This window comes from Nocardioides limicola, from assembly GCF_016827675.1.
In the GTDB taxonomy this organism is placed as follows: Bacteria; Actinomycetota; Actinomycetes; order Propionibacteriales; family Nocardioidaceae; genus Nocardioides; species Nocardioides limicola.
In genome coordinates, this window is record NZ_JAERJA010000001.1 from 568,542 (window position 1) to 582,562 (window position 14,021).

A 14,021-nucleotide genomic window follows, 5' to 3' on the forward strand; every position below is an offset into this window, starting at 1 on the left:
TCATGGAGCTCACCACCATCTGGTTCCTCGTCATCGCCTTCCTCTGGGTCGGCTACTTCGTTCTGGAGGGGTTCGACTTCGGGGTCGGCGCACTGCTCCCGGTGCTGGCCCGCAACGACCGCGAACGACGGGTGATGATCAACACCATCGGCCCGGTCTGGGACGGCAACGAGGTGTGGCTACTGGTCGCCGGCGGAGCCACTTTCGCGGCGTTCCCGGAGTGGTACGCCACTCTCTTCAGCGGCTTCTACCTGCCGCTGTTGCTGATCCTGCTCGCCCTGATCGTCCGCGGCCTGGCCTTCGAGTACCGCCACAAGCGTCCCGAGGACAGCTGGAAACGGAACTGGGATCTGGCGATCATCGTCGGCTCGGTGGTGCCGGCCGTGCTCTGGGGAGTCGCCTTCGCCAACATCGTCGCCGGGGTGCCGATCGACGCCGACTTCGAGTTCACCGGCAGCATCTTCACCCTGCTGAACCCCTACGGTCTGCTCGGCGGCGTCACCATGCTGCTGCTCTGCGTCACCCACGGTGCGATGTTCGTGGCCCTCAAGACCGACGGGGAGATCCGGCACCGGGCGCGACTGCTCGCCGTCCGGGTCGGCGCCGTCACCTTCGTGGTGGCCGGCGGCTTCTGGACCTGGACGCAGACGGCCCACGGTTCGCTCGCGTCGGCCCCGGTGCTGGTCGCGGCCGCACTGGCGCTGCTCGGTGCACTGCTCGCCGCCGCCAGCGGCCGCGAGGGTTGGGCCTTCACCGGCACCTTCGCCGCCATCGGCCTGATGATGGTCGGGCTGTTCACCGCGCTCTTCCCCGACGTGATGCCGTCGAGCACCGATCCGGCGTACTCGTTGACGGTCACCAACGCGGCCGCGACCCAGTACACGCTGCGGATCATGACCTGGGTGGCGGTGGCGTTCACACCGATCGTCCTCGGCTACCAGGCCTGGAGCTACTGGGTGTTCCGCAGGCGACTCACCGTCGAGCACATCAGCGCAGACGCCCCGGCCCGATGAAGCCCCTGGACCCCGCACTGCTGCCCCACCTGCGGCCCGCCCGGGGCTGGCTGGGGTTGGTCGTCACCGGCAGCGTGCTGGGTGGACTGCTGGTGGTCGGCCAAGCGTTCGCCGTCGCCGCGGTGATCGTCGGGCTGATCCGGGGCGACGACCCGCTGACGCCGGTGCTGTGGCTGCTCGGACTCGCCGGCGGCCGCATGCTTCTCAGCTGGACGGTGGACGTGGCGGCGGCCCGGGCCGCCGCCGCCGTGGCGGCCGGGCTGCGCCGCCGGGTGCTGCACAGTGCCCTCGCACGCACCAATGGCGACCCGCGCACGACCGGCGAACTCACCGCTCTCGCCACCCGCGGGGTGGCCTCGATCGAGCCCTACCTGACGCGCTACCTGCCCGCCCTGGTGGTCGCCGCCGTCCTGCCGGTGCTGGTCGTGGTGGCGATGGTGAGCCAAGACCTGATCGCGGGCCTGCTGGTCGTGGTGACGCTGCCGCTCATCCCGGTCTTCGCGGTGCTGATCGGCCTGAACACCCGGGACCAGGCCGACCGGCAGTGGCGGGCGATGGCCGACCTGGCCGGCCACTTCCTCGACATCGTCCGCGGCCTGCCGACCCTGGTCGCGCACCGACGCGGCGCCGCCCAGGCGGAGACCATCCTCACCGTCAGCCATCGGCACCGGCGGGAGACGCTGCGCACGCTGCGGCTCGCCTTCGCCTCCTCCGCGGTGCTGGAACTGGTGGCGACCCTGTCGGTGGCCCTGGTCGCGGTGATCGTCGGGCTGCGGCTGGCCACCGGGGGGCTGGAGCTGCAGGTCGCGCTGACCGTCCTGCTGTTGGCGCCCGAGGCCTACTGGCCGCTACGACGCGTGGGCGCCGAGTTCCATGCGGCTGCCGAAGGCACCGCGACCTTCACCGAGGTGAACGCGCTGACCGACCCCGTTGCCCCTCAGGCCACTGGCCGGACCGAACTGCCCGGACCGATCCGCCTGAACGGGGTCGGCCTCACCTGGCCGGGCCGCGACGATCCGGCCGTGCAGGGCCTCGACGCCGTCGTCGCCCCGACCGGGATCACCGCCATCCGCGGCCCGTCCGGCTGCGGCAAGAGCACCCTCCTCCAGGCGCTGCTCGGTGAACTGACGCCCAACAGCGGCAGCATCACCGTGGGTGACCTGGTCCTCGGCGCCGACCTCGACGCGGCGGACTGGCAACGCCACGTGGCCCAGGCCCCGCAACGGCCCTGGCTCACCCCCGACACCATCGCCACCAACCTGCGGGTCGGTCGCCCGGATGCCGACGACCCGGCGCTCTGGGACGCGCTGGCGAGGGTCGAGCTCGACCAGGTCGTCCGCGCCCTGCCCGACGGCCTCGACACCCGGCTCGGTGATGACGGCGCCGGCCTGTCGGCGGGCCAACGGGCCCGGCTCGCGCTGGCCCGGGTGGTCCTCGCCGATCGCCCCTGGGTGATCCTCGACGAACCGACCGCCCACCTGGACGCGGCCAGCGAGGCGACGATCCTGGCCACCCTCACCAGGCTGGCCGAGGATCGAGCGGTGATCGTGGTCGCGCACCGGAGCGCCGTCGTGGAGGCGGCTGACCAGGTGATCACCCTGGCTGCGCGGCCATCACCCACCCCGGCTCTGCAGTACCGGGCCGGGCAGTACCGGGCCGGGGAGCACCCACGGCCTGAGCCCACCCCCGCGCCTCGACCGGCGCCGTCGGCCTGCCCGGACACCGATCCCACCCCCGATCACCGCACCCGGGGCCGCTGGGTGCTGGCGATCGTCCTCTCGGTACTGGCCACCATGTCCGGGATCGCCCTGGCCGCCACCGCGGGCTGGCTGATCGTGCGGGCCGCCGAGCAGCCACCGCTGCTGACCCTCACCGTGGCCATCGTGGGGGTGCGCACCTTCGGCATCGCCCGGCCGGCGCTGCGCTACGTCGAACGACTGCTGGCGCACGACGTGGCGCTGGCCGGACTCGCCCAGCACCGCAGCGACGTGTACCGCCAACTCGTGCCGTTGGTGCCCGGACGCCTCAACGGTCGGGCGGACAGCCTCACCGCGGTGGTCGACGACGTGGACGCGCTGGTCGAGGACCGACTCCGTGTCCGACTGCCCCAGTGGACCTGGCTCGGCGTCACCGTGACGACCACCGCACTGGGCTGGCTGATTCTCCCCACCGCGGCCGGAGTGCTGCTGGCCGTCTGCCTGACTGGCCCGGTGGCCTACCTGCTCGCCCGCGCTACCGGTGCCGCCACCGAGACCTCCGTCCTCAACGCCCGAGGGGACCTGGGCCGCCGCGTGCACCAGGTGATCGTCGACGGCCGGCAGGTGGGACTGTGGCAGGCCGAAGAACGAGCCGTCGCCGGCGTCGACGAGGCCGGCAGGGCATTGGCCCGCACCCAACTCAGGTCGGCGATGCTGACCGGCGCCGTCCGAACCCTCCCACTGCTGGCCGCCACCGCTGGCCTGGTGGCGATGGTCGGCCTCACCCGAGCCCCGTACGCGGCGGGCGCCCTCAGCGGCCCGGTGGTGGCGCTGCTGGTGCTCACCCCGCTGGCCCTGCTCGACCTGCTGACGCCACTGGCCGACGCCGGCAGCCTCCGGGTCCGCACCCGCGCGGCCCGGGCACGACTCGACCGACTGGTCCGGCAGCGTCCGGCCGTCACCGACCCGCTCACCCCTCGGCCGCTGCCACAGACCCGACTCGACGTCACCCTCGATCAGGTGTCGGCCAGCTGGGACGACCAGCGTCGGGCACTCACCGACTTCACCGTGTCACTGCCCCCGGGGGCACACGTCGGCATCACCGGCCCGTCCGGATCGGGCAAGAGCACGGCCGCAGCGGTGCTGATGCGCTACCTGTCCCCTACCGACGGCAGCCACCGTGTCAACGGCATCGACGCCCGGTCCGCCACCTTGGCCGAGGTCCGGGAACGCGTCGCCACCGTCGACGACGACCCGTACATCTTCGCCTCCTCGGTGGCCGAGAACGTCCGGTTCGCCCGGCCCGGCGCCGACGACGCCGAGGTGGCCGCGGCGCTGACCGATGCCCACCTCGGGGACTGGCTCGCGGAGTTGCCACACGGGCTGGCGACCCGGGTCGGCGACGGTGGACTCGCCGTCTCCGGTGGTGAGCGGACCAGGATCGGGCTCGCCAGGGCACTGCTGGCCGATCCCGAGCTGCTGGTGCTCGACGAGCCCACCGCGCACCTGGACGGTGACACCGCCCGAGCGGTGGTCGCCGACGTACTGGACCTGTTCGAGGACCGGTCCGTGGTCTGGATCGCCCACGACCGGGTCGGCCTCGACGCGATGGACACCGTGCTGAGCACCGCGCCGGCTACGCCTCGATGACGATCGGGATGATCATCGGCCGGCGCCGGTGGGCCCGGTTCACCCATCGGCCGATGGTGCGGCGGATGGTCTGCTGAAGCTGGTGGGTGTCGGTGGCACCCTCGGCGATCGCCTTGTCGATCGCATCCACGATCGGCTGCTTGATCACGTCGAAGGCCGAATCGTCCTCGGCGAACCCGCGTGCGTGGATCTCCGGGCCGCCGGACACCTTGCCGGTCACCGAGTCGACGATCACGATCACCGAGATGAACCCCTCCTCGCCCAGGATCCGGCGGTCGGTCAGGGAGGACTCGGCGATGTCGCCCACCGACTGCCCGTCGACGAAGACGTACCCACACTCGACCTTGCCGGTGATCCGGGCCAGGCCGTCGATGAGGTCCACGACCACCCCGTCCTCGGCAAGCACCACGCGTTCGGCGGGCACGCCGGTAGCCCTGGCCAGCGCCGCGTTGGCCTGCATGTGCCGCACCTCGCCATGCACCGGCAGCACGTTCCGTGGCTTGACGATGTTGTAGCAGTAGAGCAGTTCCCCGGCGCTGGCATGGCCGCTGACGTGCACCAGGGCGTTGCCCTTGTGCACCACCGTGGCACCGACCCTGGCCAGGCCGTTGATCACCCGACCGACCGCGTTCTCGTTGCCCGGGATCAAGGACGAGGCGAGCACCACCGTGTCCCCCTCCTCCAGGTGCACGAACTGGTGGCTGCGTTGCGCCATCCGACTCAGAGCGCTCATCGGCTCCCCCTGGGAGCCGGTCGAGATCAGCACCTGCTTGTGCGGAGGCAGGTCGGCCAGTTCCTTCGCGTCGACGATCACGCCCGGCGGCACGGTCAGGTAACCCAGGTCCCGCGCGACGGCCATGTTGCGGACCATCGAGCGACCGACGTAGGCGACCTTGCGGCCATGGGCCGCAGCCGCGTCGAGCACCTGCTGGACGCGGTGCACATGGGAGGCGAAGCAGGCCACGATCAGCCGCTGGTTGCAGCGGTAGAACACCTGGTCGAGGACCGGGCCGATGTCGCGCTCGGAGGTGGTGAAGCCGGGGACCTCGGCGTTGGTGGAGTCCACCAGGAAGAGGTCGACACCCTCCTCGCCGAGCCTGGCGAAGGCGCGCAGGTCGGTGATCCGACCATCCAGCGGCAACTGGTCCATCTTGAAGTCACCGGTGTGCAGGACCGTGCCGGCACCGGTCCGGATCGCGACCGCCAACGCGTCCGGGATGGAGTGGTTGACGGCGATGAACTCCAGGTCCCAGGGCCCGAAGGAGATCCGGTCACCCTCGACCACCTGGTGCTTGACGGTGCCCTTGATCCGGTGCTCGCGCAGCTTGTTGTCCAACAGCGCCAGGGTGAGCTCGGAGCCGACCAGCGGGATGTCGGCACGTTCCCGCAGCAGGTACGGCGTGGCCCCGATGTGGTCCTCGTGCCCGTGGGTGAGCACCAGCGCCTCCACCGCGTCCAGGCGATCCCGGATCGCGGCGAAGTCCGGAAGGATCAGGTCGACGCCGGGGTGGTCGTCCTCGGGGAACAGCACGCCACAGTCCACGATCAGCAGCCGGCCGTCGTACTCGAAGACGGTCATGTTCCGGCCGACCTCACCCAGGCCACCGAGCGGAATCACCCGCAGCCCGCCGGCGGGGAGTTCGGGGGGCGCGGACAGTTCGGGATGGGGGTGGCTCATCGGTCTCCTTCAGTGGGGTCAGAGCAGTCCGGACGCGGTCAGCCCGGCGCGCAGCGCCGCAACCTCGTCCGCGTCCAGGGGCACCAGCGGCGACCGCACCTGGCGGTTGCTGATCACCCCGAGCAGTTCCAGTCCGGCCTTGGCGGTGGTCGCGCCGTAGTTCGGCGCCCCCATCACCGCGTGCAGGGCGGGCTGCAACTGCGCATTGATACGTTGGGCGGTGGCCAGGTCACCGGCCAGGAAGGCGTCGACCATGGCCTTGAGCTGGTCGCCGGCCACGTGGCCGAGCACCGAGACGACCCCGCAGCCACCGTAGGCCAGGAAGCCGAGGGTGAGTGCGTCGTCTCCGGAGTAGACGGCGAAGCCGAGACCGGTGAGCAGCACTGCCTGGGTGGGGTCGGCGGCCGCGTCCTTGACCGCCACCACCCGCTCCCAGTCGGCGATCGTCTCGAAGGTGGAGGGCGCCAGCTTGGTGCCGGTGCGGCCGGGGATGTCGTAGAGCATCACCGGCAGGTCGGTGGCGTCCACGACCTGCCGGAAATGGTGGAGTACGCCGGCCTGGGACGGCTTGTTGTAGTACGGGGTGACCAGCAGCAGCCCGTCGGCGCCGTTGGCGGCCGCCTGCTCGGCCAGTTGGATCGAGGTGCGGGTGTCGTTGGTGCCGCAGCCGGCGACGATGGTCGCCCGGTCCCCCACGGCCTCCTTGACCGCGCGCAGCGTCTCCGCGTCCTCGGCCACGGTGGTGGTCGCCGACTCGCCGGTGGTGCCGGAGACCACGAGCCCGTCGTTGCCGTGATCGACGAGGTGTGCCGCCACCTTGGCGGTGGCCTCCAGGTCGACGGAGCCGTCGTCGGCGAACACGGTGGCCATCGCGGTGAGCACCCGACCGAAGGGCGCATGAGGAGCGGCGGAGGTCATGGGGGTCAGGCTATCGCGGCGGAGGCCTCGGCCCGTCGGCTGGGAGTCGTGTCCGACTCCCTCAGCCGATTCGTTCCCACCACACCCGGTCGAAGCCGTCGTGGCGCTCACGCCGGCCCTGCCGCCAGTCGGCGCGGTCGAACTCCGGGTAGTGGACGTCACCCTCGGGTGTCAGGGGCACCTCGGTGAGCACCTGCTGGTCGGCGTGCGGCAACGCCGCGGCGTACACCTGCGCGCCGCCGACGACCATCACGTCGCCGGGGAGTTCCTCGGCCAGGGCCAGCGCCCGGTCGAAGTCGGCCGCGACGAGCACCCCGTCATGTCCGGGCCTCCACAGCGGGTCCCGGGTGAGCACGATGGTGGTGCGCCCCGGCAGCGGCCGGCCGATGGACTCGTAGGTGGCCCGGCCCATCACCAGCACATGCCCCAGGGTCAGCTCCTTGAAGAGCCGCTGCTCCCCCGGCAGGTGCCAGGGGATGTCCGGGCCGCGACCGATCACGGCGTTGGCCGCCACTGCGGCGACCAGGACGACGCGCTTGCTCATACCGAGATCGGCGCCTTGATGACCGGGTAGGGGTCGTACCCGAGGATCTCGATGTCGTCGAGGTCGAACCCGTCGATCTCGGTGATCGCGGGGTTGAGCCGCAGTGTCGGCAACGGGCGGGGGGTCCGGGTCAACTGCAGCCGGGCCTGCTCCAGATGGTTGGAGTAGAGGTGCGCATCACCGAGGGTGTGCACGAACTCGCCGACCTCCAGTTCGCAGACCTGGGCGACCATGTGGGTGAGCAGGGCGTAGGAGGCGATGTTGAACGGCACTCCCAGGAACACGTCGGCGCTGCGCTGGTAGAGCTGGCAGCTGAGCCGCCCGTCGGCAACGTAGAACTGGAACAGGGTGTGGCAGGGGGCCAGCGCCATCTCGTCGAGATCGGCCACGTTCCAGGAGTTCACGATGTGCCGACGGGAGTCGGGGTCGGTGCGGATCTGGTCGATGACCCGGGCGACCTGGTCGACGTGCGCCCCATCGGGGGTGGGCCAGGACCGCCACTGGTAGCCGTAGACGGGTCCGAGGTTGCCGTCCGCGTCAGCCCATTCGTCCCAGATCGTCACGCCGCGCTCCTGCAGCCAACCGACGTTGGTGTCGCCGCGCAGGAACCACAGAAGTTCGGCGAAGACCGATCGGGTGTGCACCTTCTTCGTGGTCAGCAGCGGGAAGCCCTGACGGAGGTCGAACCGCATCTGGTGGCCGAAGACACTGCGCGTGCCGGTGCCGGTGCGGTCGCCCTTCTCGATGCCGTCGTCGAGAATGCGTTCAAGGAGATCGAGATACACCTGCACGGGCGCGAGCCTACCCGGTGAGCGGCCGGCTCCGGTGGACCGCGGCTCAGCGGGGCAGGTCGACGACGTACCGGGTGAAGGCGGTGACGTCGGCGCCTCGCTCCGCGGGATCGTCGTACTCACCGCCCGGGTCACCGGCCCTGATCCGCAGCGCCTCGCGAAGCACCCGATGGTGGGCACCGGGATAGTGGGTCAAGCCCCAGCGGCCGGCCGCCGACTTGGTGGTCATCGTCCCGGTGACCAGCAGGTGGTCCAGGCGGGCGACGCCGAGGACGCACCAGGCGCAGGTGGTCTCGCCGGCTGCCTCGTCGGGGAACTTGGCCAGGGCGTCGGCGCTCTGGCGCCAGTAGTTGTCGAGGTTGTCACGGGTGAACTCGCGCAGGGCGTCGGCGTCGGTCCAGACCCCGAGCTCGGTCGCCGCCGGGCCGCGCACCGCTACGCCGTGCTCGGCGACCTCGTGCCAGGCGACCGGGTTGACGTCCTCCCGGCCGGCCGGGTCGAACCACCCGTGGATGACGCACGGCAGGTCGGGACAGTCGTCGGGGTGGCGGCGCAGATCCTCCACGAGCAGGTGCATGCCGTCGAAGGCCGGCTCCGGATGCCTCGCGGCCACCTCCGCGTGCGCGGACTCGAGGGCTGCCTGCTCGTCAGTCGACGGGCGCCCGGACAGCACGGCGACGAAGTCGACGTCGCTGGTGCCGGGCAGGTACTCGCCGAACGCGAGCCCGCCTCGCAGGTACAGGCCTGTCACCAGGCCCGGGGCACGGGCATCGATCGTGTCCAGGAAGGTCCGGCAGAGGGCCGCCACCTCCTCGGGAAGCGACGTCATGGGTGCAGTGACATCGGTCCGTAGACCTTGCGCTCCAGGTCGAACAGGCTGACCGCGTCCACACCGGCCTCGGTCAGTGCGCCGTACATCTCGCCGACCCAGGACTCGGCGTCGGCCTGGCTGGGGAAGCGTTGCCCGGTCAGTTCCGGAGCCGACACGTCGACCTCGGTGCCGTCGGCGTCCTCGAGGCGCCACCACCAGGGCGTCTCCTCTGCCGCCGGTGGCCGGAAGGTGGGCGGGTGTTCGGGCAGCGAAACCATGCGGCCAGACTAGGGGGTGTGTCCGAGCCCGTCGCCGCAGCCGCCACCCGCACCCTGGTGATCGGCGGTGCCCGCAGCGGCAAGTCGCGGGTGGCCGAGAACCTCCTCGGCGACGCTCCCGAGGTCACCTACGTGGCCACCGCGCACCAGCCCGGGGACGACGCCGAATGGGCCGCACGGGTGGCGCTGCACCGAGACCGCCGGCCCTCGTGGTGGCGAACGGTGGAGACCCTCGACCTGGTCAGCGAACTGGCCGCACCCGGTCCTGCGCTGCTGATCGACTGCCTCACCCTCTGGCTCACCCGGGTGATGGACGCCCACCATGCCTGGGACGACGCGCGGTGGCACGCCGGCGCCGCCGAGGCCGTCGCCGACGAGGTCGACGCGCTGGCGCAGGCCTGGGCGGCGACGGGTCGGCGGGCGGTGGCGGTCACCAACGAGGTGGGTCAGGGCGTCGTCCCGGCCACTGCTGCCGGACGACGGTTCCGGGACCAGATGGGCCTGGTGAACATGAGGATCGCCGAGGTCAGCGACGAGGTGCTGTGGTGCGTGGCAGGTCGGTCGGTGCGGTTGTGAGCGTCCTGGACCCGGTCCGGCTCGCCTTCGGCACCCTGTCGGTGTGGCCGGTGCGCGCGCCGCGGAGCGTGGACCGGCGCACCGCCGGCGCCGCGATGGTGCTGGCGCCCGTGGTCGGCGCGGTCCTGGCAGTGCTGGTGGCCGTGCCGGTGTGGGTCCTGGAGCAGCGGGACGCGCCGGCCCTGCTGGTCGCGGTCGCCGCGGTCGCGGCGATGGCGGTGCTGACCCGGGCGATCCATCTGGATGGTCTGGCCGACACCGCCGACGGGTTCGGGTCCGGGCGCCGCGGGGAGGCGGCGCTGGCCGTGATGCGGCAGTCGGATGTGGGGCCGTTCGGGGTGGTCACGCTGGTGCTGGTGCTGCTCGGGCAGGTGGCACTGCTGGCGCATGCGGTGGCCGCGGGTCAGGGGGCCATCGCAGTGGCGCTGGCCCTGATCGCCGGCCGCGCGGTGCTGCCCCTGCTGTGCTCTCCGCTCTTCGACGCCGCCCGCAGCGACGGCCTCGGCCGGCTCGTCGCCGGCTCGGTCCCCCCGATCGCGGTGCCGCTGTCGTGGGCGGTGGCCGTCACGCTCGGAGTGACCGCGATGGTCCTCTCCGGCGCTACAGGAGAGATCGGTGGCAGCGCCAGTGGGGTGATCGGCGGCAGCACCACCGGGGTGATCGGTGGCAGCACCACCGGGGTGATCGGTGGCAGCGCCACCGGGGTGATCGGCAGCAACCCGACTCTGCTCGCGGCACTCGCGCTGAGTGTCCCGGTGCTGCTGGCCATGGCGGCTGCGCTGACCGCGGCTTGGCTGCTCACCTGGCGGGCCGTGACCCGCTTCGGCGGCGTCACCGGTGACGTGCTCGGCGCTGCCGTGGAGGCGGCCACCACCGCCGCCCTGCTCGCCGTCACCCTCCTCCTCACCTGACGAAGTGGGGTTTGTGGCCCGCCGAGATGGGGTTCGTGGCCCGCCGAGATGGGGTTCGTGGCCTGCCGAGATGGGGTTTCTGGCCCGCCGAAGTCAGGACTCGCGGACCCGGGTGTCGACGAACGGCGGACGGGTGAGTTGGAAGATCTCGCGTCGACCGCGGATGTCCACCCCGACCTGGGCGTCATCGGCGACCACGGTCGACAGCAGCGCCATCCCGATGCCCTTGCGCAGGGTCGGTGAGAAGGTCCCCGATGTGATCTCTCCCAGCGGCAGGTCCGCGGTGAGGCTGACGCTCATCCCCGGGCGGGGAATGCCCCGGCCGACCGCGATCAGTCCGTGGAGTCGCCGCGCCGGTCCGGCCTCCTTCTCCGCCAGTAGCGCCTCGCGGCCCCAGAACGCCGGCTTCTGCCAACCGACGGCCCAGCCGAGTCGCGCCTCGAGGGGGGTCACCGAGGGACCGATGTCCTGCCCGTGCAGCGGGTACCCCATCTCCGTGCGCAGTGTGTCCCGCGCTCCCAGGCCACAGGGCTGGATCCCGTACGGCGCACCGGCGGCGACGAGTCGGTCCCAGACCGCGGTGGCCGCGGCCGCCGGCACGATCAGCTCGTAGCCGCGCTCACCGGTGTAGCCGGTCCGACAGACGATCACGTCGGCACCTTCGAACGTCACCACGTCGAACGACATGTAGTCGTGGCCGGTCGGCAGACCCACCTCGGCCAGCGTCTCGTCCGACTTCGTCCCCTGCACGGCCAGGACCGCGTAGTCGGTGTGCCGGTCGGTGATCTCGACGCCGGCCGGAGCCTCTGCCTGCAGCAGGTCCCGGACCGCCGCGGCGTTCGCCGCGTTGGGCACCAGCAGCACGTGCTCGTCGTCGCGGAGATAGGCGATCAGGTCATCGACGATGCCCCCGTCGGGGGTGCAGCAGAGGGTGTACTGCGCCTGCCCCGGACCGATCCTGCCCAGGTCGTTGCTGAGGGTGGCGTTCACGAAGGCCGCGGCACCTGTGCCGGTGACCTCGAGTTTCCCGAGGTGGCTGACGTCGAAGAGTCCGACGGCTTCGCGCACGCAGGTGTGCTCGGAGACGACGCCGGCGTACTCCAGCGGCATCGACCAGCCCCCGAAGGCGGAGAACTTCGCCCCCAGGGCGACGTGTCGGTCGTACAGCGGCGGAAGGATCAGGTCGTCACCGGTCATGGGCGCGAAACTACCGCAGCGTCCCGGTGTCACACCGGGTGGCTAGCATGCCCGACGTGACCTCCTACTCGCTGCGCACCGCCAGCCCTGCCAAGACCCGCGCCGACGTTGTGATCGTCGGAGTGGCGGATACCAGGAAGGGACTGACTGCGCTCGGTCCCGGGGCTGACGTGCAGCAGGCCTACGGACGCAAGTGGCGTCCGCTGTTGTCCACCCTCGGCTTCACCGCCAAGGCGAACGAGGTGGTCAAGGTCCCGACGAGTGAGAGCGTGAACTCCCCGCTGCTGATGCTCGTCGGGCTCGGTGAGACGACCGACCCAACCGAGGAGTGCCTCAGGGCCGCCGCGGGGGCCGCCGCTCGCGCCCTGACGAACGTGGCCTCCGCCGCGGTGGCGCTGCCCACCGACACCCCGGAGCGGGTCGGCGCGGTGACCGAGGGCTTCTGTCTGGGGCGCTACACGTTCACCCGCTACAAGTCCAACGCCGAGGACGACCCGGTCAACGACATCGTGGTGCTCAGCGAGGGGGCCAGGCGCAACGAGATGGTCGCCGCCTTCGACGCCGCACAGGCGGTCGCCAACGCCGTGGCCACCGCCAGGGATTGGGTGAACATGCCACCGGGCGACCTCACTCCCCCGCTGTTCGCCGCGGCGATCGAGGCCGGCCACGCCGAGTTGACCAAGGGGCGTGGCGGCCCCCCGGTCGAACTCACGGTGTACGACGAGGACGCGCTCGCCGACCTCGGCTGCGGGGGGCTGCTCGGAGTCGGCGTGGGATCGTCGGCGCCGCCCCGACTCGTCGAGCTCGTCTACGCCCCCAAGGACGCCGTGGCCCATCTCGCCCTGGTCGGCAAGGGGATCACCTTCGACTCCGGCGGCCTGTCCATCAAGCCGGCCGCCTCGATGGCCACCATGAAGTGCGACATGGCCGGTGCGGCGACCGTTGTGCAGGCGACCTTCGCGATCGCCGCACTGGGTCTGCCCGTCAAGGTCTCCACGTTCGTCCCGCTGGCCGAGAACATGGTGTCCGGTACCTCGACCAGGCCTGGCGACGTGCTCTCCCTCTACGGCGGCACGACGGTCGAGGTGTCCAACACCGACGCCGAGGGGCGGCTGGTGCTGGCCGATGCACTGGTCCGGGCGACCGAGGTCGACCCCGACGTCATCGTGGACGTGGCCACGCTGACCGGAGCGATGGTGATGGCGCTGGGCGACCGGATGGCCGGGGTGATGGGCACCGACGCTGCCGTCGCCCAGGTCCTGGCGGCCGCGGAGACTGCCGGCGAACCCATGTGGGCGATGCCGATCCCCGAGGAGATGTCGGAGCGGGTGCGGAGCAGCAAGATCGCTGATCTGGCCCAGCACGACGCCATCCGGTGGGGTGGCGGGCTCTTCGCGGCGGCGTTCCTGCGCGAGTTCACCGCCGGACGGCCGTGGGCTCACGTCGACGTCGCCGGGCCGGCGTACAACAACGGCGCCCCGTCGGGCCACCTGCCCTCAGGTGGCACCGGCTTCGGCGTGGCCACCCTGGTGCAGCACGCCCGCACCCTGGCCAGCGACACGGTCTGAACCGGTCAGAGACCCTCGGCCTTGCGACGCCGGTTGTAGTCCCGCATCCGCTGCGGGACGCCCACCACCGCCGCGTCGTAGGAGGGCACCTGGTGGCTGTTGGCGAACTTGTGCGCCCACTCCACCGATGGCACCCGCCGCCGGGTCCACTCACCATCGTGGGCCACCAGCAGCAGCGTCACGTCGCTGACCGCGGTGCGCGGCTCGACGAACCCCTCCACGCCGCGACGACTGGTGACGAACTCCTTCAGGTGCTCCGCGTCAACGGCGGAGGAGGCCCGCACAGTGGTGGAGCCGGTGCGATGGCGGTCACCGGACGGACGGCGCATCCGGCTGCCCCGGCGGAATCGGTCGAACAAACCCATAACGGCAAGTTTGTCAGGTGGCTC

General features: G+C 71.5%; 13 protein-coding genes. 5 read left to right on the forward strand and 8 right to left on the reverse strand.

Annotated elements, in window-relative coordinates:
• Positions 1-2 precede the first annotated feature (2 nt).
• Both cydB and cydD read left to right on the forward strand, forming a co-directional pair.
• On the forward strand, positions 3-1,013 hold the full coding sequence (gene cydB / locus JKG67_RS02775) for a cytochrome d ubiquinol oxidase subunit II (RefSeq protein ID WP_203335703.1): 1,011 nt from the start codon (positions 3-5) through the stop codon (positions 1,011-1,013).
• A complete protein-coding gene (gene cydD / locus JKG67_RS02780; RefSeq protein WP_203335704.1) occupies positions 1,010-4,360 on the forward strand; it encodes a thiol reductant ABC exporter subunit CydD in 3,351 nt (1,116 codons plus the stop codon). Before cydB ends, cydD begins: the two co-directional genes overlap by 4 nt.
• On the opposite strand, the gene JKG67_RS02785 is transcribed toward cydD, so the two are convergent.
• The 6 genes from JKG67_RS02785 to JKG67_RS02810 form a co-directional block, all read right to left on the reverse strand.
• Positions 4,347-6,038 carry a ribonuclease J gene (locus tag JKG67_RS02785; protein WP_203335705.1) on the reverse strand — a complete coding sequence of 564 codons (1,692 nt, stop codon included), beginning with the start codon at positions 6,036-6,038 and terminating at the stop codon, positions 4,347-4,349. The two genes, cydD and JKG67_RS02785, sit on opposite strands and share 14 nt — an antisense overlap.
• Before the next feature lie 18 nt (positions 6,039-6,056).
• On the reverse strand, positions 6,057-6,956 hold the full coding sequence (dapA, locus tag JKG67_RS02790) for a 4-hydroxy-tetrahydrodipicolinate synthase (protein WP_203335706.1): 900 nt from the start codon (positions 6,954-6,956) through the stop codon (positions 6,057-6,059).
• A 61-nt stretch (positions 6,957-7,017) separates the two neighbouring features.
• On the reverse strand, positions 7,018-7,500 hold the full coding sequence (locus tag JKG67_RS02795; RefSeq protein ID WP_203335707.1) for a dihydrofolate reductase: 483 nt from the start codon (positions 7,498-7,500) through the stop codon (positions 7,018-7,020).
• A complete protein-coding gene (locus JKG67_RS02800; RefSeq protein ID WP_203335708.1) occupies positions 7,497-8,291 on the reverse strand; it encodes a thymidylate synthase in 795 nt (264 codons plus the stop codon). The genes JKG67_RS02795 and JKG67_RS02800 overlap by 4 nt, the downstream gene beginning before the upstream one ends.
• Positions 8,292-8,337: 46 nt before the next feature.
• Positions 8,338-9,120: an aminoglycoside adenylyltransferase domain-containing protein gene (locus JKG67_RS02805; protein ID WP_203335709.1), complete on the reverse strand. Its 783-nt coding sequence runs from the start codon at positions 9,118-9,120 to the stop codon at positions 8,338-8,340.
• On the reverse strand, positions 9,117-9,380 hold the full coding sequence (locus JKG67_RS02810; protein WP_203335710.1) for a hypothetical protein: 264 nt from the start codon (positions 9,378-9,380) through the stop codon (positions 9,117-9,119). Before JKG67_RS02810 ends, JKG67_RS02805 begins: the two co-directional genes overlap by 4 nt.
• 18 nt (positions 9,381-9,398) lie before the next feature.
• On the opposite strand from JKG67_RS02810, the gene cobU reads away from it, so the two are divergent.
• A complete protein-coding gene (gene cobU, locus JKG67_RS02815; protein WP_203335711.1) occupies positions 9,399-9,956 on the forward strand; it encodes a bifunctional adenosylcobinamide kinase/adenosylcobinamide-phosphate guanylyltransferase in 558 nt (185 codons plus the stop codon).
• Positions 9,953-10,867 (forward strand): adenosylcobinamide-GDP ribazoletransferase, encoded by a 915-nt coding sequence (locus JKG67_RS02820; protein WP_203335712.1) that lies wholly within the window; start codon positions 9,953-9,955, stop codon positions 10,865-10,867. The genes cobU and JKG67_RS02820 overlap by 4 nt, the downstream gene beginning before the upstream one ends.
• Before the next feature lie 93 nt (positions 10,868-10,960).
• Here JKG67_RS02820 and gcvT read toward each other — a convergent pair whose 3' ends face one another.
• Complete coding sequence (gcvT, locus tag JKG67_RS02825) at positions 10,961-12,064, reverse strand: glycine cleavage system aminomethyltransferase GcvT (RefSeq protein WP_203335713.1); 1,104 nt, start codon at positions 12,062-12,064, stop codon at positions 10,961-10,963.
• Positions 12,065-12,111: 47 nt separating this feature from the next.
• Here gcvT and JKG67_RS02830 point away from each other — a divergent pair, with 47 nt between their 5' ends.
• Complete coding sequence (locus JKG67_RS02830) at positions 12,112-13,632, forward strand: leucyl aminopeptidase (protein WP_238997789.1); 1,521 nt, start codon at positions 12,112-12,114, stop codon at positions 13,630-13,632.
• A 5-nt stretch (positions 13,633-13,637) separates the two neighbouring features.
• On the opposite strand, the gene JKG67_RS02835 is transcribed toward JKG67_RS02830, so the two are convergent.
• On the reverse strand, positions 13,638-13,997 hold the full coding sequence (locus tag JKG67_RS02835) for a hypothetical protein (protein WP_238997790.1): 360 nt from the start codon (positions 13,995-13,997) through the stop codon (positions 13,638-13,640).
• Positions 13,998-14,021: the final 24 nt, after the last annotated feature.